Source organism: Dermacoccus sp. CCH2-D9, assembly GCF_001556795.1.
GTDB classification, from domain to species: Bacteria; Actinomycetota; Actinomycetes; order Actinomycetales; family Dermatophilaceae; genus Dermacoccus; species Dermacoccus nishinomiyaensis.
The window spans coordinates 43,873-66,865 of the sequence record NZ_LSJT01000062.1 but is presented as its reverse complement, the minus strand read 5'-3'; the positions used below and the strand labels follow the sequence as shown (position 1 = coordinate 66,865).

The following is a 22,993-nucleotide window of genomic DNA, read 5'->3' as shown; positions in this document are numbered from 1 at the left end:
CGCGAACGAAGGCCGACCACCCTCACGGGATGGTCGGCCTTCGTCATGCTCGGTTCGGCGTCAGGCCTCGTAGCCCACCTCGGTGCGCTCGTAGGTGATGCGCGTGAGGATCGACGAGCGCAGTTGCTCCGGCGCCTGCTCACAGGCGCAAGCGCGCTTGATGAGCTTCTTGAGCAGCATGTCGCGCTCGTACTCCGTCAAACACGGGGGGCAGTCGAGCAGGTGAGCCTTGATCTCCTCGTACTGCTCGGCCGTCAGCTCACCGTCGATGTAGGCGTAGAGACGATCGACGTACTCGGGGCACTTGTCGCTCATTTCTTCGCCCCCTTCGCGGTGTCCGCCTCACCCTTGAGGAAGCCGCGCCCACGCGCGTAGTCCTCGAGTTGTTCACGCAGCAGCTTGCGTCCGCGGTGCAGGCGCGACATCACGGTGCCGATCGGCGTGTCCATGATCTTGGCGATCTCCTTGTAGGGGAAACCCTCGACGTCGGCGTAGTACACCGCGAGACGGAAGTCCTCCGGCAAGGCCTGCAGCGCCTTCTTGATGTCGCTGTCGGGCAGGTGATCGAGCGCTTCGTTCTCGGCCGACTTCAACCCCGTCGACGAGTGCGCCTCGGCCCGCGCGAGCTGGTAGTCCTCCACCTCGGCGGCGTCGGACTCGAGCGGCTGACGCTGCTTCTTGCGGTAAGAGTTGATGTACGTGTTCGTCTGGATGCGGTACAGCCACGCCTTGAGGTTCGTGCCCGGCTTGTACTGGTGGAAGGCTGCGAACGCCTTCGCGAACGTCTCCTGCACGAGATCCTCGGCGTCGCTCGGGTTGCGCGTCGTGCGCAGGGCGGCGCTGTAGAGCTGATCGAGGTACGGCATCGCGTCACGCTCGAAGCGCGCGGCCCGCTCGGCCGGGGTCTCGGTACTCGGGTCGAAATCCTTGGAATCGGTGACGCTGCGTGGCGCCGCGCCGCCGTCTGGCTGCGGCGCGCCGAGGGCGTCGACCGTCGTGTTGTCTGTCATCGCGCTCAACCCTAGCGCGGGGTGCGGCGCGACACGAGACGCGCGCGTGCCCGCGCCACCGAAACCGGTGGTGAGGCTCAGCGCGGACGGTTCGACCGGAACCACGGGTGCTACCAGCATCGTGCTCACTTTCGACGTTCGAATGGCCCTCGTGGGCTTTCTGATTCGCCGTCGTCAACACGATGAGTGGGCTGCGCTATTCCCCGCCCCGCACTCGATATGAGTCAGGACGCGGCGGCCAGCCACCTGCGCACGGCGTCGACGACATCCTGCGGCTGCTTGCTGAATCCGTGCGGGCCCGCGACGGCGGCGACGTCGGCGCCGGGCAGCGCGGCGCGGATCGCGTCGGGGCCGCCGAAGGTGTCCGTGGCGCCTTGCACGACGAGCAGGGGAACGACCGCATCGAGCACGGCTTGCGCCTCGTCCGTGCGCCATTTCGACGGGTCGTCCGCCTTGCCCGGCGGCGCGAGCGGAAAAGCCAGCGCGACGACGGCGTCAGCGCCCGTCTCGACGGCGGTGCGGCACGCGACGCGGGCACCGGCCGAACGACCACCCTGCACGAAGCGGCCCGTGATCTCGCCCGCCTCGCGCAAGTGACTCACGACGGCGCGCCAACCCTCGTCGAGGGTCTTCGGGGGCGTGGCGATCTTGCGGCCCGCGAGCACCCAGGGCTGGTCGACGAGGACGACACGCCACCCGTCATCGGCGAGGTGGAGCAAGCCCCACAGGTCGGGCGTGTTCGTGCCCTTGCCGGCGCCGTGTCCGAGGACGAGTGTTCCGACGGGCTGGTGTTTGCCGGTCGTCGTGACCGCCGCAGTCTCAGCGTTCGCAGACTCGGTACTCGAGGACTCGGAGTTCTTCACCTCCGTGTTCGCGCGACCACCGACGGGATCGATGACGTAGGCGCGTGCCGACCCGGCGTCCGTCTCGATGTCAAGAACGCGGTGCGCTCGTTCCGGCGCGACAGACCGGGAGGGACGTGGTTCGGCGGTCACTTCTCGGCCCCGATGATCTCGCCGGTCGCGGGGTCGACGACGCCCACGAGGTCGGATTCGGGCGCGGGTTCGATGAGGCCTGGGCCGTTCGTCCGGTTCGAACTCACCGCGCGTGAGACGGGGTAGGCCTCGAAGGGGCTCGAATCGCCGGGCGTGAGGAACGTCGCGACGTCGGCGTCGTCGGTCAGCGTCGGGTCGAGCCACTCGGCCCATTGCTCGCGTTCGAGCGCGAGGGGCTGGCGATCGTGGATGCGGTCGAGGCCCTGCCCCGCGCTCGTCGTGATGATGGCGAACGTCGTCAGCCACGCGGCCGGGTCGCCGTCGGGCAGCGAACGATCGCACCAAAACTCGTAGAGGCCGGCGAATGCGACGTCCGTGCCGTCGACGCGGCGCATGTAGAACGGCTGCTTGCGCGGTTTGCCCTTGGCGTCGAGCGCCGTCGGTGACAGCTGCCACTCGTACCAACCCGACGCGGGCACGAGGCAGCGACGCACGCGGGCGGCCTTCGCGAACGACGGTTTCTCGAGCAACGTCTCAGCGCGCGCGTTGATCATGCGCACGCCACCCTTGGTGTCCTTCGACCACGAGGGCACGAGCCCCCACGTGAGGTGACGCAGCTGACGCTTCGCCTCGCCGCGCGAGCCGTCGTCGAGCCGCTCGGGACGGGTCAGGACGACGGGCGCCTGCTTCGTCGGCGCCATGTTGTAGTCGGGCTCACCGACAGGCGGGTTCTGCGGCGACGCGAGCAGCGACCGCGTCTGCTCGCCCGTCGCGTCGACGTCGACCTCGAACTCCTCGACCAACTCACCCGTGCTCGCACTGGCTGCGTATCTGCCGCACATGGGCCAAGCCTAAGAGGAGAGGTCGTCGTCTCACCCAGTCTTGCCCGGCTCCGGTGAAGAAAGCGACCATTCGCCGCCCGTCGTGCCTCCATCACTTCACCGAGCGCAACCGGCTTTCGGGCCCCCGGCGCTGCCCCTGCCCGTCTGGCACGCCCGGGTCTCAGGCGCGCCCGCTGCGCCACGACTGCAGGTCACGCTTTTGCTGGAGGTATTCGTCTGCACCGTCCGTCTCGAGCAGAAATCGATCAAGACCACGCAGAGCAGCGACCTTGCCGCCCTCGTCGATCTGGCCGGTCAGACGCAGCAGCGTGAATGCTCTCGCCACCACCCAGGTCGCTTCGTCAACTGCATCGAGGGGCGACGTGCCGATCGCGGCGGCCGACTCCCGCCATTCTTCGTCCGTGTCGTACATCTCTCGCAAGCGCGTGGAGGACGTCAGCTCGTCCCGACGGCTCTCCCACTCCGCAAGCACACCGGCGGCCCCGTCACTGCCGAACGGAGACCATTCATCTGCGGGGTCGTCGTAGATGGGGTGCGTGAAATGCGCCGCGAAGCGCGGGTGCGCTGGGTTCATCGCCCGGACCGCATCATTGACGCGCGCTGCACCCCCCACGAGCGTGGCGCCGCTGCGGTCATGCGCATCGCACCGACGTGAAGCGGCTCGGCTCACGTGATTCGTCAAGAAGAAAGCATCCGGAATCACACAACGCCTCCCCGCAGTGTCGAAAGACGGTGCCGGCTTGAACTTCCCCCTCACTTCGAACGACGGACCTGAATCGTCGACGTAGATGGAGCGTGCGATCCCCATGGCGATGGTGGGGGAAGCCTCGTCATGAGGAACGACGTAGAGGGAACGGCCATTCGCGTGACTCACGGCCAGGGTGTATCCCACTCCGCTATCCACGACGATGGTATGAATCAGCTTTGCCTCGCGGATCGCCCGGCTCTTCCTGACGGGGAGCTCCCTACGGAAGGAACGTTGATCGACTCCCGCGAGAATCCTTTCGAACTCCGTCGTGTCCTCGAAGGCCATCCCCTTGATGGCGTCGATCATCTGGCTCAAGTAGGACGGGGCCGATGGCTCGGTCGACAGGGTCATGTCACTCAGCCCGGCCTTCATCGCCCGATCAGAACCCGTCAGGTCGGCAGCCATGTACGCCCTCCGGCCGGTGAGAGGAGTGGCAAGCGCGCCCAAGGCCTTCGTGACGTGACCGGCCGCGACATAAGCGGTTCGGAGAGACTCTTCTGTCAGGTCCCATTCTCCGAAGGGGTCCCTGTCATCGATGGTGACGGTTCGAAGTCTTGCCATCGTGTGCATCTCCCTGCCCCTGGATGCGAGGACGGTCGCGTCCACGACGAGACATCATGTTAGTCGGCCCCCACGCGGCTCTGCGGGGGCCGATCGGGCAACTCCATCTGCGAGTTCGCCCACGGATCGGCCAGGATGGACCGCGCCCACTGCCCCACAGCGTTGGAGTGAGTCCGCAGCCGGGCGGCCGGTGGCAGTACAGGGCTCGCATGTTGTCGGTGGCGCCGACTAACGTGGGAGGCCAAGGCGTCGACGATCGACGCCGACCTTCACAGGAGGAGGAACCATGATCCGTCGCATCGCGCGTACCGCGCTCGCCAGCTACTTCCTCAACGAGGCGGCCAAGGCGTTCACCAACACGAAGTCGCAGGCCGCCGAGGCCGCGCCGTTCGTCGAGTTCGTCAGCCGCGAGAGCGGCAGCAAGGTGCCGAACGACCCCGAGATGATCGTCAAGGGCCAGGGCGCGCTCATGGGTGCCGCCGGCACCGCCCTCGCGCTCGGCAAGTTCCCGCGCCTGTCCGCGGCTCTGCTCGCACCGACGGTCGGCGCGAACGCCTACATGCACGAGGCGTTCTGGGCCGAGAAGGACCCGGAGGTGAAGGCACGCAAGCAGTCCAACTTCTTCCGCACTGCTGCCATCGTCGGTGGCGTGCTGCTCGCCGCCGCCGACACCGCGGGCAAGCCGGGCCTCGCCTGGCGTACCTCGCACGGCGTCGACGTCACGCGCCGTGAGGCCAAGCGCGCCGCGAAGACGGCTCGTCGCGAGGCCAAGCTCATGGCCGCCGTCGCCGGGAGCAAGCTGCCCTCATGACCTCCGGCAGTACGAGCGCTCGCGCAGCGGGCCTCGACATGAAGAACTCCGACATGACGACCACCGCCGCGACGAGCGCCGCTTCCGCGAACCCGACGAGCGACTGGCCCGCACCTCGCGCGGACCGGCCGGTCGTCGGCGCGTTCAGCGTCCCCGGCTCGAAGTCCCTGACGAACCGCTACCTCGTCCTCGCCGCCCTCGCCGACGACGACTCTCTCCTGCGGGCGCCGTTGCGCTCGCGCGACACCCTCCTCATGGCGCAAGCACTGCGCGCGATGGGCGTCCAGGTCGAGGACGTGCCCGGAGACTCCCCCGAGGGCGACGACTGGCACGTCACTCCTGCACCCTTTCGGGGCCCCGCACAGGTCGACTGCGGCCTCGCCGGCACCGTCATGCGCTTCCTCCCGCCGGTCGCCGCCCTCGCGGACGGGCCGGTCGCCTTCGACGGCGACGAGCACGCCCGCAATCGCCCCATGGGTCCTGTCCTGCAGGCCCTCGCCGACCTCGGCGTCCGCATCGACGACGACAGCCGCCGCGCACTGCCGTTCACCGTCCACGGCACCGGAGCCGTCACGGGCGGGCGCGTCGAGGTCAACGCCTCGACGAGTTCGCAGTTCGTCTCCGCACTGCTGCTCTCCGGCGCGCGCTTCGACGAGGGCGTGACGATCGTCCACACCGGCGCAACGCTGCCGAGCATCCCCCACATCGACATGACGGTCGAGGTGCTGCGTGACGCGGGCGTCGTCATCGAGGTCGGTGACGACGTCGACGCCGACGGGCGCGGCAGCTACGCGTGGAGCGTCGAACCCAGCGACATCCGCGCGCTCGACGTCATGGTCGAGCCCGACCTGTCGAACGCTGCCCCCTTCCTCGCGGCGGCCGCCGTCACGGGTGGCGAGGTGTTCATGGCCGACTGGCCGACGTTCACGACGCAGCCGGGCGATCACATCCGTGGCGTTCTCGAGCGCATGGGCTGCAAGGTGACGCTCGATCGTGACGGTCTGCGTGTGCGCGGCCCCGAAAGCGGTCGTCTGCGGGGCATCGACGTCGACCTCACCGAAGCGTCCGAGCTGACGCCCGTCGTCGTCGCCCTGTGCGCGCTCGCCGACGGTGGCAGCCGCATCCGCGGCGTCGCCCACATCCGCGGCCACGAGACCGATCGACTCGCGGCGCTCTCGCGCGAGTTCACGGCGATCGGGGCGCAGGTGCACGAGACCGAGGACGGTCTTGTCATCACCCCGGTGCCGCGAGAAGTGCTGCACGGCGGGCTGTTCCACACGTACGACGATCACCGCATGGCGATGGCGGCTGCGGTCGTCGGGCTCGTCGTTGACGGCATCGTCGTCGAGAACGTCGGCACGACCGCCAAGACGCTGCCGCACTTCGACCGGCGGTGGGAGGCGCTGCTCGACGGCACGAGTGCGGCGCACGAGCCGGCGCTGCAGCGGACGGTCTGAGATGGCGAGTCGCAACTGGAGTGAGTCCGACGTGCGCGTGCGCCCCAACCGCAAGGGATCTCGGCCCCGCACGAAGGATCGCCCCAAGCACGCCGACGCCGTCATCGGCATGGTGACGGGTGTCGACCGCGGCCGCTGGTCGGTCCTGCTCGACGGACGGCAGATCACGGCGATGCGCGCCCGCGAGCTGACGCGCACGCCCATCGTCGTCGGTGACCGTGTTGCGCTCGTCGGCGACACGAGCGGTCACGAGGGCTCGCTCGCGCGCATCGTGCGCGTCGAGGAACGCTCGAGCGTGCTGCGCCGCACCGCCGACGACACCGACCCGTACGAGCGCGTCATCGTCGCGAACGCCGACCAGCTCGTCATGGTGACGGCGGTCGCGAACCCCGAGCCGCGGACCGGCCTCATCGACCGCTGCCTCGTCGCCGCCTACGACGCGGGGCTCGACCCGCTGCTCGCGCTGACGAAGGCCGACCTTGGCGACCCGGCGCCGTTCCTCGCGAACTACGCCGACCTCGACGTGCCGCACAGCGTCACGTCGGCGCACGAGCTGAGCGACGCCCAACGGGACGAGCTGATCGCGTCCGGTGGTCGTGTCGCCCGTGACCTCGACGGTCTCGACGACCTGCGCGCCCGCCTCGCCGGGCGTGTCAGCGTCCTCGTCGGGCACTCCGGCGTCGGCAAGTCGACACTCGTCAACGCCCTCGTTCCGGATGCCGCGCGCACGACCGGCCACGTCAACGACGTGACGGGACGCGGGCGCCACACCTCGACGTCGGCGATCGCCCTCGAACTTCCCGGGCCGGAGGGCGGCTGGATCATCGACACCCCCGGCATTCGTTCGTTCGGCCTCGCACACATCGACCCGACGACGATCGTCGACCACTTCCCTGAGCTCGCCCCCGGCACTGCCGAATGCCCACGCGGCTGCTCGCACGACGAGGCAGACTGCGCGCTCGACGCCTACGTCGCCGCGGGTCACGCCGGCACGACGGGCCCGGCGCGCCTGGCGTCGTTGCGTCGTCTGCTGCGCTCGCGCCACGTGCCCGACAAGGACGAGCACCTCGAGCGACGCTGAACCCGACCGCGGGGTAGACGAGTGAGCACTCACTCGCCTACCCCGCCACCGCGTGCTCGCGGTGCCGGCGAGCCGGTAGCGTGGGCGCAATGAGCGACACCCTGCGCGACCCCAGCCCGTACCACGACGACCTGCGCCTGGCCCACGTCCTCGCCGACTCGGTCGAAGAGATCACGATGTCGCGCTTCGGCGCCGCCGACCTGCAGGTCGAGTCGAAACCCGACCTCACCCCCGTGACGGAGGCCGACCGCGAGGCCGAACGCGTCATCCGCGAGAACCTCAAGCGCGCGCGCCCGCGCGACGCCATCAAGGGTGAGGAATTCGGCACGAGCGGCGACGCCGATCGGCTGTGGATCATCGACCCCATCGACGGGACGAAGAACTACGTGCGCGGTGTGCCCGTCTGGGCGACCCTCATCGCCCTCGTCGACGCGGGCACGCCCGTCGTCGGTCTCGTCGCCGCACCCGCACTGCACCGCCGCTGGTGGGCCGCGCAGGGCACCGGCGCGTGGACCGGACGCAGCCTCACGAGCGCGACGTCGATCAGCGTCTCGAAGGTCGACAGGCTGGCGGACGCCTCTCTCAGCTATTCCTCGTTCAACGGCTGGGCCGAACGTGGCAAGGACATGGACCTGTTCCGCCTGTCGAAGGAATGCTGGCGTTCACGCGCCTACGGCGACTTCTTCTCGCACATGCTCGTCGCGCAGGGAAGCGTCGACATCGCGCCCGAACCGGAGCTCGAGGACTACGACATGGCGGCGCTCGTGCCCATCGTCACCGAGGCGGGCGGCCGCTTCACCGGCCTCGACGGACGCCCCGGCTGCTGGAGCGGCAACGGCGTCTCGACGAACGGCCTGCTCCACGACGAGGTGCTCGCTCGTCTCGGCGACGACTCCCCCGCGCCGTCCCTCATCCCGGGCGAGTGACGACGACGGCGCCCCGCTCGCGTGAGCGGGGCGCCGTCGCGCATCGCACGGATTCGTGCGACCGGAATCAGGCCTTCGGCGTCTCAGACTGCTTCTCGAGCGCCGGCGCGTCCGCACCGTCAGCGGCTTCGAGCTGCGCGCTGCCCTTCGACAGCTCGAGCAGGCCGGGCACCTCGACGCTCGGGTGGTACTTCTCCCCGAGTTCGGCGATCGCGAGACGCGCGTGGACCTGCTGCTCCGTGGTGGTGCGCTCGTCGCGGCTGTCGCTCGCGAACGCGACGGCCCAGCTCAGCATCGTCGACAGGCGCGACTTGAAGCCGATGATGTAGACGAGGTGAACGCCGAGCCACATGAGCCACGCGATGAACCCCTCCGTCTCGAGGCGGCCCACCTTCGTCACGGCCGAAAAACGGGAGATCGTCGCCATCGAGCCCTTGTCGAAGTACTTGAACTTCGCCGGGGCCGGCTCACCCTTGACGCCCGCGAGGATCGACTTGGCCGCGAACTTTCCGCCCTGGATCGCCACCTGCGCGACGCCGGGCAGCTTGTCGAGGCTCATCATGTCGCCGACGACGAAGATCTCCGGGTGGCCGGGCAGCGTCAGGTCGGGCTGCACGGCGACGCGCCCGGCGCGGTCGACCTCGGCGCCCGTCTTGTCACCGAGCAGCTTGCCGAGCGGGCTCGCGGCGACGCCTGCGGCCCACACCTTGCACGCGGAGTCGATGCGGGTGACGGTGCCGTCCTGCGTCTTCATCTCGATGCCCGTGGCGTCGACATTCGTCACCATCTGCCCGAGCAGCACCTCGACGCCCATGCTCTCGAGCTGCTTCTTCGCCTTCTCGCCGAGGTTCTTGCCGAACGGCGGCAACACCTGCGGCGCCGCATCGACGAGGACGATGCGCGCGTCCTTGGGGTTGATGTGGCGGAAGTCCTCGGCGAGGGTGCGGTTGGCGAGTTCGCTGATCTGCCCGGCCATCTCGACGCCCGTCGGGCCGGCCCCGACGACGACGAACGTCAGCAGCGTGCGCACGTCGTCCCACTCACCGGCGGCCGCGGCCAGTTCCGCTGTCTCGAAGGCACCGAAGATGCGACCTCGCAGCTCGAGCGCGTCGTCGATGCTCTTCATGCCGGGCGCGAACTCGGCGAAGTGGTCGTTGCCGAAGTACGACTGCCCCGCGCCGGCCGCGACGATGAGCGAGTCGTAGTCGTACGTCTGGGTCGAGTCGAGCAGTTGCGCGAAGACGCGCTTGTTCTCGACGTCGATGTCGCTGACCGTGCCCAGGAAGACCTCGACGTTCTTGACCTTCTTGAGCACCTCGCGCGTGCTCGGGGCGATGACGCCCTCGCTGAGGATGCCGGTCGCAACCTGGTACAGCAGCGGCTGGAACAGGTGATGCGTCGTCGAGGAGATGAGGACGACGTCGACGTCCTCGTCCTTGAACTGGGTCGCGGCGAACAGACCGCCGAAGCCGGAGCCGATGATGACGACGCGGTGGCGCGTGGCGCTCTTGTGTGCAATACCCATGGATTCCTCGCAGATCTCGCGTGCGTGTCGCCTGGCCCGATCACGCTTGGACGCTGCCCCCAGCTTACTCATTCCCGACGCCCACCCATGGGTGTGTCGCGGCCGGTAGGCTGCCCCATGACACGGGCGCGCCCGACCACCGACATCGGCGGGCCGACACCCGGATGACAACGACGGATCGACGTAGGACCGGACGGCGCCCCGCGCCGCGAACGGAGTGGACGATGAGCGAACGAGGCCGCGAGCCGTACCCCATCCAGTGGAACGCGCCCGCCACGGGCACCGCGCAGCCGGCGTGGGCCGGGCCGCGACCAGATGCCCAGCTCGACGCGCCCGCCGCGCAGGCTGACGCTCCGGCCACCGGTGGCCGTTCGTCGGGCGATGCCCCGGCCGCGCCGCAGCAGAGGGATGCGCGACAGACGGACGCGAGCTCGGCCGACGAGCAGGGCGTCGGCCCGGCCGCTCCCGGGCAGCTCGGCAACCCGTGGAACGACGCCCAGCCCGCCGCCACGCCCGTGGGGTGGGCAGGCGAACAGCAGCCCGCCGGGCGGCCTGCGCCCGGCGATGCAGGTCAGCACGCGGCGCCCTCGGCGCCTCACGCGGTGGGCTCCGACCCCGCTGACGGTGCATCCGAGTCGCCGCGCCACGACCAGGCCGACGGCGACGCCGACCAGGCACCCCGCGGGGGTGCCTCACCCGTCGGAGCCGTGCCCGCGCCGGCAGCCGACGCGCAGGCGGCGAGCCCGTCGAACGGCTACCCGTCGGCACCTCCGTCGGGTGGTTACCCGTCCGCACCTCCGTCTGGGGGCTATGCGTCGGCTCCCCCGTCGAACGGGTACTCCTCGAGCGGGTACGAGTCGGCGCCGCCTCAGGTCGTCGGCCAGAACGACGATCTGCCGGAGGACTCGCTGACGATCGGCCGCAGCCGCAGCAACAGCATCGTGCTCGACGACATGCTCGTCTCGCGCCGACACGTCGTCATCACGGCGGAGGATGAGGGTCTGCTGCTGCGCGATCTCGGGTCGCGCAACGGCACGTTCGTCAACGGGCGCCGCGTCGAGCAGACATTGCTGCACGAAGGCGACCGCATCGGCATCGGCGCCTCCACCTTCGAGGTGCGCGACGGCTGGCTCGTCTCGGTCTGAGCCGCGAACACCCGTCCGGACCGGCCGCGATCCAACCTGGACATCGACCACAGCAGCGCCCGTGGGCGCTGGAACGCTCCGGGAGGGAAGCGTGGGAATACAAGAACTGACGGTGCAGGTCGACGGGCACGTCGTGCGGTTGCAACCAGGTGAGAGCGCGACGATCGGCCGCGGCCGCGACTGCGACATCACGATCGTCGACGTCGACGTCTCACGACGCCACGCTCAGGTGAGCGCGCAGGGCGAGGGATGGCAGGTGCGTGACCTCGACAGCTCGAACGGCACCTGGGTCGACGGCCAGCGCGTGCACGGTTACCGCGATCTGCGCGGTGGTGAGGACGTCCGACTCGGCGGGCCCCGTGGGACGCGAGTCCAGTTCTCGCGAAGTTCCACCCCAGCAGGTGAGCAGGTCGCGCGCAGTGTCGACCCGAACGGCGCGAGCCCGTCACAGGCCCCGCCTGAGGCAACCTCGATCTCCGTGCCGATGCCGCGTCGCAGCAGCGGCGCTTCGAGCGCTGCGCCCACGCCCGACGCCACGACCGGTTCGAGCCTGAAGACCGGCCCGATCCGGCTGCCCCGCCCCCCGCAGGCCCCCGCCGAGCGACGTGCGAGCGGCGACGTGTTCCAGGGATGGACCGGGCAGCTCGAGCCCGAACCCACCGGCCGCCTGACCGTCCAGGGCGCCGTCCCGCAGGCCATGGCCCTGCCGTCGGGCACCATCACCATCGGTCGCGGCACCGAGAACGAGATCGTCGTGCGCGACCTGCTCGCGAGCCGGCGTCACGCCCGCCTCGTGCCGCAGGGCGACAGCTTCGCCGTCGAGGATCTCGGCAGCAGCAACGGCACCTACATCAACGGTGCGCGCATCACCCGCGGCACCTTGCGCGAGGACGACCTGCTCGCCGTCGGCCACACCCGATTCACGTTGAAGAACGGGCGTCTCGTCGCGAGCGAGGACGAAGGTGACGTCACCTTCGTCGCCAACCACCTGTCGTTCTCGCTGCCCGACGGCAAGAAGCTGCTCGACGACGTCAGTTTCGGCCTCGAAGGATCGAGCCTCGTCGCCGTCATCGGCCCCTCGGGTGCGGGCAAGTCGACGCTGCTCAAGGCCCTCATCGGTGCCCAGAAGGCTACCGAGGGCGAGGTCTACTACGACGGACGAGACCTCTACGACAACTACGAGGATCTGCGCCACCGTATCGGCGTCGTCCCGCAGGACGACGTCGTCCACCCCGAGCTGACGGTCCGTCAGGCCCTGCGGTACGCGGCCGAGCTGCGCTTCCCCGCCGACCTCGATCGTGAGTCGCGCGAGGCCCGCGTCGAGGAGGTCATCGACGAACTGGGGCTGACGGAGCACGCCACCACCCAGGTCTCACGCCTGTCCGGTGGCCAACGCAAACGCACATCCGTTGCCCTCGAGCTGCTGACGCGCCCGTCGCTGCTCTTCCTCGACGAACCGACCTCCGGCCTCGACCCGGGCCTCGACAAGCGCGTCATGCTGACGCTGCGCGGCCTCGCCGACGGCGGCCGCACCGTCGTCGTCATCACGCACAACGTCGCGAGCCTCGGCGTGTGCGACCGGGTGCTCATGCTCGCACCGGGCGGACGGGTCGCCTACTTCGGCCCGCCCGACGAGATGCTGCCCTACTTCTCGGCGAGCGATCACGCCGATGTGTTCAACACCGTCACCGACGACCCGCAGCGCTCGCAGGACGTGTTCCGCTCCTCGGCGATGATGGACAGCCAGGTGTCCGCTCCCCTGAGCGCGCCGCGCCCGTCCGCGTCGTCGCAGCGGGACGTGCCACCGCGTCAGCAGTCGATCTTTCGTCAGCTGTCGACGCTCATCCGACGCCAGTTCAGGGTCATCGCGGCCGACCGCGGCTTCGTCGCCTTCATGCTGCTGCTCCCCATCGCCCTCGCGGGCCTGGCGATGCTCGTACCGGGCACGCACGGGCTGAAGACGGTCTTCTTCGAGCAGGAACTCATCGCCAACGGGGGCGACCCCGGCAAGGTGACGCTGCGGGCTGAAGGAACCCAGATCATGACGCTCATCGTCATGGGATCGGTCTTCATGGGGTTGGCCGCCACCATCCGCGAACTCGTCGCCGAGCGCCCGATCTTCTTGCGGGAGAAGGCCGTCGGACTGTCACCCTTCGCCTACATCGGCAGCAAGGTCGTCACGTACGGGCTGCTCGTCGCGGTGCAGTGCGCCATCCTCGTCCTGCTCGTCATCGCGGGCAAGGGCGCGCCGACCGCCCCCGTCGCGCTCGCCAACACGACGCTCGAGACGTTCGTCCTCGCCTTCCTGACGGGGCTCGCGGCTGTCGCGATCGGCCTCGCGTTGTCGAGCTTCGCGAAGACGAACGAGCAGGTCATGCCGATGCTCGTCATCGTCATCATGGGCGCGCTGGTCTTCTCGGGTGGGCTGTTCGATCTCGACAGCCAGCTCATGCGCGGCCTCGGCAGCATCTTCCCGAGCCGCTGGGGCCTGGCCATGGGTGCCCAGACCGCCGACGTCAAGACGAGCATGACGATCCCCGGCCGTTCCCGCTCGTGGGATCCGTTCTGGGTGCGGGACACCGACCACTGGCTCATCGCCGCGGCCGCGCTGATCGCCATCTTCGTGGTCGGCACGACCATCGCCTGGTGGAGCTCGCGCCGCCGCAAGAGCATGTGAGGCCCGCCGGGCTCACGAGTCCTCGAACATCGCCCGGAAACGCGTCAGCCACGACGCGTTTCCGAGCGATGTTCGTCAGGGAGTGTTCCGTCAGTAGCGCAGGTCGCTCCACACGCCGGCATGATCAGTGCCGGGGACGGTGAAGGTGCCCGCATCGACGGGCACGAAACCACGCGTGAGGATGTGGTCGATCTGGGCGAACGGCGGCACGACGGCGTCCTGCGGCCACGTCGGCGGCCAGTTGCCATGCTGGGCGGGAAAGGCGTCGATGAGTCCATCCGCGAGATGCCGGAACGCCGGGTGCGCCGTCGAGGCGTTGAAATCGCCCGCCATGACGAGGTGCGGCGCGTTCTCGCCGCGTTGCCAGCGTCCCAGCGCCTCGAGCTGCGGGCGCCAGTGGTTCGCGCCGTCCTGCAGCGGCGGGTAGGTGTGCACGCCGTGCACGGTGACATCGGCGCCGGGTGCTGCGACCGTCACGATCGGCATCTGCAGATCGTAGGGGCCGAGGTGGCGGCCGTCGTCAAGCGTGTGCAGCGGGTAGCGCGACAGGACGGCCGTGCCGCGTGAGCCGTCGTCGACGAGCCCCGAGGCGCGGTACGGCAGCCGCCCACCCAGACCCGCGGCGTCGAGCAGGCGCAGCTTCACGGCCGTTGTCTCGGGCATGACGACGACGTCCGGGCGCACCCGGGCGACCTCAGCGGCGACGGCGCCTGCGTCAGCGCCTCCGAACTCGAGGTTGAGCGCGAGGACACGCAGGTGCCGCTGGCCGGCAGCATGCTGCACCGACGACGGCGGGCTCGGATGCTGCGCGAGTGCCACGCCTGCCGCCGTTGCGGCGACGAGCATGGGAAGCGCCGCGAGGAGCGCCGCGCGCCGGCGTACGAGCACCGCCGCGACGAGCATCACCGCGGCGATCAGCACCCAGACCGGCGTGAGCGCCTGCAGAACGGGCACGACGTTACCGATGAGCACGTCGCACCACATGAGAGCGCACAGCGCGGCAGTGAGCAGGCACGCGAGCGCGATGACGACACCGAGCACGCGACGAACGCGGCCTGCGGGCCTCGTCACCCAGCGTTTCGACTTGCTTCCCGACCGATCCTCGACGGCGCTTCGCCCGAATCGTGCCCTTGGCCAGCTCGAGCCGCCCTTCTCTTGATCATCGACCGCGTTCACCGTGGTCAACGCAGGTGAGTTGCCGGCATGCCCTCCGGCGCACTGATCACCGTCGGCCTGCGCACCCTGATCACTCACCGCGCTCCCCCGTGACGCAGGCGCTCCATCTCACGGCGGTCTTTCTTCGTCGGACGCCCAGCGCCGCGGTCACGCACCGGGATCTGCGGGATGGTCTCGCGCTGGCGCGGCGGCGTCGACTCGACGTAGCACTGCGCCGCGACGGGCGCCCCGACGCGCTTCTTGACCAGGCCCGTGACATGCACGATGCGGTCGAAGCCCTGCTGCCGCACGCGGAGATCGGCGCCCACCGTCACGCTCGTCGACGGCTTGACGGTCGCACCGTTCATGCGGACGTGCCCGGCGCGACACGCGGTCGTCGCCGCCGAGCGGGTCTTGTACAACCGGACAGCCCACAACCAGGCATCGATGCGGACGCTGCCCTCCACCCCCGACGTCATGCTCATGGGCGCCAGGGTAAGCCACCTCCCTGCACCGACGCTGGGCCGGCTCGCAGATCTCGCGGCGCCCAGCCGGATGGCGACTGACTCACAGGGAGGCACGTCATACGCTGCTTCCCTGTGAGTTCGTCGCCATCCTGCGTTGGGCTCGCCCGCGGCATCGTCCTACGACCGGGCGCGCATCGTGGCGTCTCGACCCTGAGCACCTGCCCCCGTGCTCGTCGCTGATCGCGCTCGTCGCTCGCCGCTCATCGGGCGCGGCGCAGGCGGCGCGTCGCGCTCAGCAGTGCACCCGCCGCACCGGGGAACGACACGACCAGCGCGCCCGGGTCGCGATCGCTCGATACGTGGTCGGTCTCGACGACCGGGCCGACGCCCGGAGGCGTCTGGCTGGGGCGCCTCGCAGGTGGCAGCAGCGTCGAGCTCGGGTGGGTCGCCGGAATCGAACCGTCCTCGACCGGCCCGGTCGGTGACCATCCGGACGTGGGTGTACCGCCGGCCGGAGTACCGCAGTGCAGGTCCGTCGCGATCTTCGCAGCGACCGCGCCGGTGCGGGGGTCGACGAACGCGAGTGTGTGGCGCCCGTCCGGCACCCCGAGTGCGCCATAGTCATGGCTCGCGGGCCGAACCTGAGCGCCCGCGTAGCCGACCCCGTCGAGGGTGACGTTCCACCGCGCCGGCGTGTTCGCGAAGTTGACGACCCACCCCGGCATAGCCGTGGCCCCTGTCACACGTCGTGCCGAGGAACGCGGCGGCCGCCGGGTAGGTGACACCGATGCTTCCGGCGATGTCGCGTCGTTTCCCCGCCGTCCCGTGCTTGATGGCCCGGGCGAGCATCGCGTCGTCGGAGGTCGCCGCAGCCGCGCTCGTGGGCACGGGCATCCCGAAGCCCTTCGCAGGCACCGCGGGCGTCGAGCTCACACGATGGCTCAGGTTCGAGCCGCGAGCAGGTGGCATGCCGGTGAATCGGCCGGCGACCGGACGACGTCAACGCGTCGGGTGCGGCTCTGTTGCCCGTCTGCTGCGCGCGATCGCGGCGGCGAGCGTCAGGAGGATCGTCAGGCTGAGCACCGGGACGGCCTCGCTGATGAAGGTCTCGAGAGGGTCGTGGTGCAGTTCGGCTCCGTTGTCGCGCGGCACGCTCTGGTACATCCCGGTGAGCACCCAGAGCCCGAGCAGGAAAGCCTGCGCCGCGATCGCCGGGTACAGCCCCTTGGCCCAACCGCGCGTCGCGAGGATCGCCCACACGGCGAACAGCGGAACGAGGACGAGGTGGTGGTACCAGGTGATCGGGCTGACCGCGCCCGTCGTGACGAAGATGACCAGGACCGCGCCCACGTCGTCGTCACGACGCAGCAGCGCGGCCGTGACGAACACCCCCGCGACGAGCGCCGCCGCGATGACGAGCAGGCGGACGAGGCCGGCGCCCGACACGTCGTGCATGACGCGCGCGACGAGGCCCGACAGCGACTGGTTCCACTCACTCTCCGGCGCGCCGGGCCGGCTCGTGTCCCACAACGCCGACGTGAAGTACGTGACGACCTCGTGCGGCAGCACGATCGCCGAGACGCCAACGGTGACGACGCCCGCCCCCAGCGCGCGCAGGGCGCTCGCGTGGTCGCGGCTGAACAGGCGCGGGACGGCGGCGAGCGCCGGCGTCACCTTGACTCCCGCAGCCAGGCCGGTGAGCACGCCTGACAGCCGACCCCCCGCGAGGCGCCGGCGGCCGAGACCGAGGTAGTCCTCGACGACGAACCAGGCCATGACGAGGTTGATCTGGCCGAAGGCGAGCGTGCCGCCGACGGCGTCCGAGCGCGCGGCTAGCAGCACCCCACCCGCGGCGGCGAGGGGCGTGAGGGCTCCCGTCGCCAAGCCGGGGGCCGGGGCTCGCTCCCCCAGCCTCCACTGTGCGATCGAGCGATCCGCGAGCAACCAGCAGATGCGGAACAGTGCGACGAGGCTGCCGAGCGTCAGCAGCGCCGTCGCGACAGACCGCGCCAATGCGGCGAGCGGCGCGAAGGCCAGGACGGCGAACGGCGGATAGGTGAACGGCCAGCCGTCACCGAACCGGCCCTCGTACAGATCGGCTGTGCCGTTCAGCGTCTTCGTCGTCGCGTCGAGGTAGATGCGAGTGTCGAACAGCGTCCAGTTCCAGGAGCGCAGCTGCAGGATGGCGCTGACGGTCACGAACGCGCAGGCGAGCAGGTACACGAGCCACGCCTCGCGACGAAACGAACGCCCCATGAACTCCCCCTCGTCCGGCCACCTCGAGCGGCCGGCCTGCTCGACAGTGAGCCACCGTCGGCGCACTGAACTCGATGTCATCACCACGACGATCTCACGACAAAAAAGCCCGCCGCCTCTGAGATCAGAAGCGGCGGGCCACGTGGTAGCGGGGACAGGATTTGAACCTGCGACCTCCGGGTTATGAGCCCGGCGAGCTACCGAGCTGCTCCACCCCGCGTCGGTATGCCTTAACCCTACGATCAGATGAACAAAGAATGCAAATCGGATGCCGCGTGAGCCTCGTCACCCCTCGCGAGACGCCTCCGCGCTGTGCCCTGCTCGAGCGTCTGCCCACGTTTTCCCCTGCGTGCAAGCGCACCCGGGTGCACTTGAGCGCAAGAGGATGCGAGTCGTCACGGAGCCGTGGAGATGGTCGTGCCGGGTGGTCGCCGCCAGGCCACGTCATCAGGTCAGCGTCGCCTTGAGCGCCTCGACGAGCCCCGGCGCGATGTTCGTGCCGATCGCCACCTTGTCGTCATCGTCCTCGGCACGACGTCGCACGAGGGTGATGATCTCGCCGTTGCGCAGCGCCGCGACGAGCAGGCGCACGTCCTCACGCTGCTCGTGGGTCGCCAGCCGCTGCGCATTCGTCCCGCCGCGACCGAACGTCTCGATCTCGGCCTGCGGCGGCACGATGATGCGCTCGACCGCGAGCGCCACCCCGTCGACGTCCGCCGGCCAAGCCGTGTGCCCTAGCGCCTTCTCGAGGTCGTCACCGCGGATGACTCCCTCCTGCTCGATCGCGGAGAACTCGTCGGGGTCGACGTCGCCGAGCATCGCCGCGAGGGCCGGCTGACGACGCAGCAGCTCACCGTTGCGGGCGAGGGAGAACAGGCGCGCCGGTTGACCCCACCCGTCTGTCGCGACGTGCGCCTCGGTCTCGAGAGCAGCGCGGGTGAGAGGGGACAGCACGGGCTTGACGGCACTCATGCGACCCATCGTAGGGGCGTTCAGCCGCAGCGCGGCAGCCCCTGCGTCGAACCGTCGGCGACGTGCTCGACCGTCGAGATGGCGTCCTTGATCGTCGCGACGCGGTAGACGTCAAGCCCGTTCGGCACGTGGCCCTTCAGTTCGGCGCAGTTGTCGGCCGGGGCGAGGAACGCCGTCGCACCGGCCTGGCGCGCGCCGACGACCTTCTCACGGATGCCGCCGATCGCGCCGACGTCACCGGCTGAGTCCATCGTGCCCGTGCCCGCGATCTGCTTGCCACCGGTGAGCGCACCGGGCGTCAGTTCGTCGTAGATCGCGAGGGCGAACATCGTGCCGGCGCTAGGGCCGCCGACGTCGCCGACGGAGATGTTCACCTTGAACGGCATCGTTGCCTTCGGATTGAGCGTCAGCCCCATGACGGCGCGGTCGTCGACCTTCGTCGTCGGCACGGCGAACGTCATCGCCTTGCCGTCGCGGGTGATGCCGAGCTGCACCTTCTGGCCCGGCGTGACCTTCTTCATCTCGCGCTGCAGCGACAGCGAATCCGCAATCTTCACCCCGTTGACGGAGACGATGACGTCCTTGACGCGCAGCAGCTTCTTCGCCTCGCTCGCCGAGTCGGAGATGCCGGCGATCTCGATCATCTCGGGCACGTCGTAGCCCGCCTGACGCGCGGCGACGACCTCGGCCGACGACTGCGACCCCGTCATCTCCGCCTCGTTCTGCTGCTGCACCTGCTCCCGCGTGGTCTGCGGCGCGAACAGCTGCGACTCTTCGTAGATCTGCGCGTGATCGTCGAGTTTCGCGAGCCCGTACTCGATGAGGCTGGGGCGGTTGCCGGGGCCGCCGACCATCGAGACCGTCGTGAAGTGCAGGCCGCCCGAGGTCGGGTAGGTCTTCGCGCCGCTCAGCGTCAACACCTTCTTTCCCTCGAAGGTGCCGAGGGTGTTCGGCGCCGGGCCGGGGCGCAGGATGACGTAGGGCACCTTGATGCCGAAGCCTGCGACCACGGCGAGGAGCACGACGACGAAGATCGCCAGCATCACCTTGGTCCGCGTGCGCATCGACGCCCAGCGTGACGGGCGGCGCTCGGCCGCGTCGACGGTTCGGGAACTCATGGGCGCCTCTCGCTGTTGTACGTCACGAAGGAGTCGAACAGCCGTCATCCTCTCACCTGCCCACAGCGGCGCGGGCGCCCGCTCAGGCCTGCCCGCCGCACGCGCGGCGCCGACGACGGCCGGTAGTGTCGGCTCCAGACGGACACGAACCTCTCGGAAGGTGCGCACCATGGCTGATGACCACAACCCGATGAACCCCTACGGCGGCCGCAAGGACGACGACGAGCGCGGTGACGCGAACGGCGGCGACGGTCTCGAGGAGATGCTGCGCGGCCTCATGGGTGGGGGCACGCCCGACCCGCAGATGATGGATGCGCTGCGCCAGATGGGCATGGGTTCGATGGACCCGGCGCAGATGGGGATGATGCAGGCGCAGCTGCAGGCGATGATGAGCGGCGACTCGGGCTCGGCGTTCAACGAACAGCTCGCGGCGAACGTCGCGCGCCAGGTCGTCTCCGCGGAGGGTGACCCGAGCGTGCCCACCTCGACGAAGAGCGACGTCGCGCAGGTCGCGGCCGTCGCCAACCTGTGGCTCGACGCGGTCACCGACTTCGCCGCTCCCGGCGCCCCGGCCCGTGCCCTGTCGCGCAGCGAATGGGTCGAGGCGACGATGCCGACCTGGCGCAAGGTCGTCGAACCCGTCGCGGGCGGCGTCGGCAACGCCGTCGCAGACGCGATGATGAAGCAGCTCGGCTCGTTCGACGCGAGCGACCTGTCGCAGCTCGGCATCCCCGAGGGCATGTTGCCGCCAGGCTTCGACATCTCCAGCCTCAGCGCTCAGATGACGCCGATGCTCAAGCAGATGAGTGCGCAGATGTTCGGCGTGCAGGTCGGCCAGGCCATCGGCGCGCTCGCGAAGGAGAGCGTCACCGGCACCGAGGTCGGCCTGCCGCTGCTGCGCCCCAACGCCGTCACGATCCTGCCGCACAACGTCGCGTCGTTCGCCGACGGCCTCGAGCTCGACGCCGGCGAGGTGCACCTCTACCTCGCGGTGCGCGAGGCCGCCCGCGTGCGCCTGTACGAGCGCGTGCCGTGGCTCGACGCGGCCCTCATCGCCGCCGTCCAGACGTACGCCGGTGACATCCGCATCGACACCGACGCCATCGAGGAGAAGCTGCGCGACATCGACCCGCAGGACGCCGAGGCCCTGCAGGGAGCGCTCGCCGGCAACCTGTTCTCCCCCGAACCGTCGGATGCGCAGAAGCGCACGCTCGCTCACCTGGAGAACCTGCTCGCTCTCGTCGAGGGGTGGGTCGACGTCGTCACCGACGCCGCGGTCGCGCAGCACCTGCCGAACGCCGCGGCCCTCGCCGAGGTCGTGCGTCGCCGTCGCGCCTCCGCCGGCCCGGCCGAGAAGGTCTTCAGCTCGCTCGTCGGGCTCGAACTGCGCCCGCGCCGCCTGCGTGAAGCGGCAGCGCTGTGGACGCAGCTGACCGACGCGACGGACGCCGCCACCCGCGACGGCGTGTGGTCGCACCCCGACCACGTTCCCAGCGCCACTGACCTCGACGACCCGTCGACGTTCATCGCGCGCGCGAGCGGCGAGGAGACTCCCGAGACGGGCCGCGATGAGATGGACGACGCCCTCGACGCGCTGCTGGCCCAGGGGCTCGCCGAGATGGGCGAGTCGAGTTCGGCCGGCGGTGAAGGCTACGGCGGTTCATCGACGGGCCGTTCGTCGTCGGATGACGCGTCGGCCGGTGCCGCGTCCGGTGAGCAGGCCGCCATGAACCCGCGCGATCCGCGTCATGACGGTCTGGACGACCGCGCGGACGAGGCCCCCGGTGAGGTCGACTCGGCGGGCAGCGCGAAGGGTGGCACGTCGGAGGACGAAGGCGGCGCCGGCGACGGAGACGGCCAGGACGATCCGACGCAGGGTGGAACGCCGGGCGCGTGAACCACTCCACGACATCCGACCACGGGGCCGGGCGGGTCGAGACCCGTTCGGCCCCGTCGTCGCGCGCCGAGCCCGCCATGCCCGAACAGTTCACGGCGCTGCACTCGCAGGCGCTCGCCGACCTGAGCACCTGGACGGCCCCGAGCCCGCCGCAGGAGCAGATGCGCGCCCGCATGGTCGAGACCCTGCGACTCGATGCGACAGCAATGTGGCGTCATCACAGCCGAGCCCACTTCACGACGTCGCTGGTCGTCGTCGATGCCGACGCCCGCCGCGTGGCGCTGACGCTGCACGCGAAGGCGAAGCGGTGGTTCCAGTTCGGCGGGCACCTCGAGTGCGGCGACGCAACGCTCGAGGCGGCGGCCCTGCGGGAGGGCCTCGAAGAATCCGGCCTCGCCGACCTGCGGCTGCTGCCTGGGCTGCTCGCCGTCGACATCCATGCTCTCGACGGGGCGTTCGGATGGTGCACGGAACACCTCGACGTGCGGTACGTCGCCGTGGCAGGCGGCGAATCCCTCACGGTGAGCGACGAATCCGACGATGTGCGTTGGTTCGACGTCGACGCCCTGCCCGAGGATGCCGAACCGGCGCTGCGCGAGGCCATCGCCCTCGCATGCGAGCGCGTCCGCGCCAACCCCGGGCTCTGAGCCCACTCGGCCGCGATCGACGCGGCCGTCACGGCTCCCTCGTCGGGTCGGCGACGTCTCCTTCCTCTTCGCCGAGGTCGTCATCGAGTGACGCCGACGGCGCGGGCGCGGCACGACTTGCCCCGAACGAGGCGCCGGCGAGGAAGGCCTGGGCGCGTTCGTGCTCCGGGTAGCGGCGCACGATCTCCTGGAAGCGCGGCCCGTGCCCGCGCTCGAGCAGGTGCGTGACCTCGTGCAGGAGCACCGCGTCGACGACGTAGTCGGGCATGCCGACCATCGCGTCGGAGAGCCGGATCGAAGCATCCCCCGGTGAGCACGACGCCCACCTGGTCGTCATGTTCGACACCCACCGCACCGAGGCAGGCTCGGGCGCGCCGGGCACGAAGCGTCGGCTGAGCGCCACGGCTCGCCGCATCAGGGTGTCGTCGTTGCGCTGCGAGCGACTCTTGCGCAGCATCTTGCGCACGAGATCTTCGACGATGCGTGTCTCCTCGCGCGCCGAGAGCGTCGCCGGGGCGAGCACGACGACGACGCCGTCCTCGAAGCGTGCCTGCACGGATCGCGTGCGGCGCGCGCTACGCCGGATCTCGACGTCCTGACCGTCGACGGTGATTCGCGTGGGTGCGGGGGCGGTGGTTCTCGGCATGCCCCGAGGCTATCGACAGCGACTGACAACCCCGGGATTCTGCGTCATCCCCAGGTG

21 protein-coding genes and 1 tRNA gene are annotated in these 22,993 nt (G+C 69.9%); 8 read left to right on the top strand and 14 right to left on the bottom strand.

Annotated features, from left to right (window positions below; all coding sequences use genetic code 11):
- Positions 1-60 precede the first annotated feature (60 nt).
- The 5 genes from rsrA to AX669_RS05590 form a co-directional block, all read right to left on the bottom strand.
- Positions 61-315, bottom strand: coding sequence for a mycothiol system anti-sigma-R factor (rsrA, locus tag AX669_RS05610; RefSeq protein ID WP_062257123.1), 255 nt, complete (start codon positions 313-315; stop codon positions 61-63).
- Positions 312-1,130 carry a sigma-70 family RNA polymerase sigma factor gene (locus AX669_RS05605; protein ID WP_207623455.1) on the bottom strand — a complete coding sequence of 273 codons (819 nt, stop codon included), beginning with the start codon at positions 1,128-1,130 and terminating at the stop codon, positions 312-314. Before AX669_RS05605 ends, rsrA begins: the two co-directional genes overlap by 4 nt.
- A gap of 104 nt (positions 1,131-1,234) precedes the next feature.
- Entirely contained in the window at positions 1,235-2,005 is a 771-nt protein-coding gene (locus AX669_RS05600) for an alpha/beta family hydrolase (protein ID WP_062257120.1), read from the bottom strand.
- The gene (locus AX669_RS05595) at positions 2,002-2,847 is read right to left on the bottom strand and encodes an SOS response-associated peptidase (RefSeq protein ID WP_062257118.1); all 846 of its coding nucleotides are present in this window, start codon (positions 2,845-2,847) and stop codon (positions 2,002-2,004) included. The genes AX669_RS05600 and AX669_RS05595 overlap by 4 nt, the downstream gene beginning before the upstream one ends.
- Positions 2,848-3,007: 160 nt before the next feature.
- Entirely contained in the window at positions 3,008-4,000 is a 993-nt protein-coding gene (locus AX669_RS05590) for a hypothetical protein (RefSeq protein WP_156444935.1), read from the bottom strand.
- Positions 4,001-4,442: 442 nt separating this feature from the next.
- On the opposite strand from AX669_RS05590, the gene AX669_RS05585 reads away from it, so the two are divergent.
- The 4 genes from AX669_RS05585 to hisN all read left to right on the top strand — a co-directional run bounded on the left by AX669_RS05585 (position 4,443) and on the right by hisN (position 8,431).
- Entirely contained in the window at positions 4,443-4,967 is a 525-nt protein-coding gene (locus tag AX669_RS05585) for a DoxX family membrane protein (protein WP_062257114.1), read from the top strand.
- Positions 4,964-6,424 (top strand): 3-phosphoshikimate 1-carboxyvinyltransferase, encoded by a 1,461-nt coding sequence (gene aroA, locus AX669_RS05580; RefSeq protein WP_231729431.1) that lies wholly within the window; start codon positions 4,964-4,966, stop codon positions 6,422-6,424. Before AX669_RS05585 ends, aroA begins: the two co-directional genes overlap by 4 nt.
- Position 6,425: 1 nt before the next feature.
- Positions 6,426-7,505: a ribosome small subunit-dependent GTPase A gene (rsgA, locus tag AX669_RS05575; RefSeq protein ID WP_006945866.1), complete on the top strand. Its 1,080-nt coding sequence runs from the start codon at positions 6,426-6,428 to the stop codon at positions 7,503-7,505.
- Between the two features lie 89 nt (positions 7,506-7,594).
- Positions 7,595-8,431: a histidinol-phosphatase gene (hisN, locus tag AX669_RS05570; RefSeq protein ID WP_040014769.1), complete on the top strand. Its 837-nt coding sequence runs from the start codon at positions 7,595-7,597 to the stop codon at positions 8,429-8,431.
- Positions 8,432-8,498: 67 nt separating this feature from the next.
- On the opposite strand, the gene AX669_RS05565 is transcribed toward hisN, so the two are convergent.
- Positions 8,499-9,956: an NAD(P)/FAD-dependent oxidoreductase gene (locus AX669_RS05565; RefSeq protein ID WP_062257112.1), complete on the bottom strand. Its 1,458-nt coding sequence runs from the start codon at positions 9,954-9,956 to the stop codon at positions 8,499-8,501.
- A gap of 224 nt (positions 9,957-10,180) precedes the next feature.
- On the opposite strand from AX669_RS05565, the gene AX669_RS05560 reads away from it, so the two are divergent.
- Entirely contained in the window at positions 10,181-11,101 is a 921-nt protein-coding gene (locus AX669_RS05560) for an FHA domain-containing protein (protein ID WP_062257110.1), read from the top strand.
- Positions 11,102-11,192: 91 nt separating this feature from the next.
- A complete protein-coding gene (locus AX669_RS05555) occupies positions 11,193-13,778 on the top strand; it encodes an ATP-binding cassette domain-containing protein (protein ID WP_160126188.1) in 2,586 nt (861 codons plus the stop codon).
- A 90-nt stretch (positions 13,779-13,868) separates the two neighbouring features.
- On the opposite strand, the gene AX669_RS05550 is transcribed toward AX669_RS05555, so the two are convergent.
- From AX669_RS05550 to AX669_RS05520, 7 genes are all read right to left on the bottom strand, one after another.
- Positions 13,869-14,849 (bottom strand): endonuclease/exonuclease/phosphatase family protein, encoded by a 981-nt coding sequence (locus AX669_RS05550; RefSeq protein WP_131940692.1) that lies wholly within the window; start codon positions 14,847-14,849, stop codon positions 13,869-13,871.
- 179 nt (positions 14,850-15,028) lie between these two features.
- On the bottom strand, positions 15,029-15,418 hold the full coding sequence (locus AX669_RS05545) for an RNA-binding S4 domain-containing protein (protein ID WP_131940690.1): 390 nt from the start codon (positions 15,416-15,418) through the stop codon (positions 15,029-15,031).
- Positions 15,419-15,660: 242 nt separating this feature from the next.
- On the bottom strand, positions 15,661-16,143 hold the full coding sequence (locus AX669_RS05540) for a hypothetical protein (RefSeq protein ID WP_160126187.1): 483 nt from the start codon (positions 16,141-16,143) through the stop codon (positions 15,661-15,663).
- A 256-nt stretch (positions 16,144-16,399) separates the two neighbouring features.
- Positions 16,400-17,737 (bottom strand): glycosyltransferase 87 family protein, encoded by a 1,338-nt coding sequence (locus tag AX669_RS05535; protein WP_082740616.1) that lies wholly within the window; start codon positions 17,735-17,737, stop codon positions 16,400-16,402.
- 62 nt (positions 17,738-17,799) lie between these two features.
- A tRNA-Met gene (locus AX669_RS05530) sits at positions 17,800-17,876 on the bottom strand.
- Positions 17,877-18,103: 227 nt separating this feature from the next.
- Positions 18,104-18,628 (bottom strand): PPA1309 family protein, encoded by a 525-nt coding sequence (locus AX669_RS05525; RefSeq protein ID WP_062257105.1) that lies wholly within the window; start codon positions 18,626-18,628, stop codon positions 18,104-18,106.
- A 20-nt stretch (positions 18,629-18,648) separates the two neighbouring features.
- Positions 18,649-19,746: a PDZ domain-containing protein gene (locus AX669_RS05520; protein WP_062257103.1), complete on the bottom strand. Its 1,098-nt coding sequence runs from the start codon at positions 19,744-19,746 to the stop codon at positions 18,649-18,651.
- Positions 19,747-19,915: 169 nt separating this feature from the next.
- Here AX669_RS05520 and AX669_RS05515 point away from each other — a divergent pair, with 169 nt between their 5' ends.
- Together AX669_RS05515 and AX669_RS05510 are read left to right on the top strand one after the other, a co-directional pair.
- The gene (locus AX669_RS05515; protein WP_040014192.1) at positions 19,916-21,643 is read left to right on the top strand and encodes a zinc-dependent metalloprotease; all 1,728 of its coding nucleotides are present in this window, start codon (positions 19,916-19,918) and stop codon (positions 21,641-21,643) included.
- A 77-nt stretch (positions 21,644-21,720) separates the two neighbouring features.
- Positions 21,721-22,290, top strand: a complete 570-nt coding sequence (locus AX669_RS05510) for an NUDIX hydrolase (RefSeq protein ID WP_040014202.1) — start codon at positions 21,721-21,723, stop codon at positions 22,288-22,290.
- A 28-nt stretch (positions 22,291-22,318) separates the two neighbouring features.
- On the opposite strand, the gene AX669_RS05505 is transcribed toward AX669_RS05510, so the two are convergent.
- Positions 22,319-22,936, bottom strand: coding sequence for a M48 family metallopeptidase (locus tag AX669_RS05505; protein WP_082740613.1), 618 nt, complete (start codon positions 22,934-22,936; stop codon positions 22,319-22,321).
- Between the last annotated feature and the right edge of the window lie 57 nt (positions 22,937-22,993).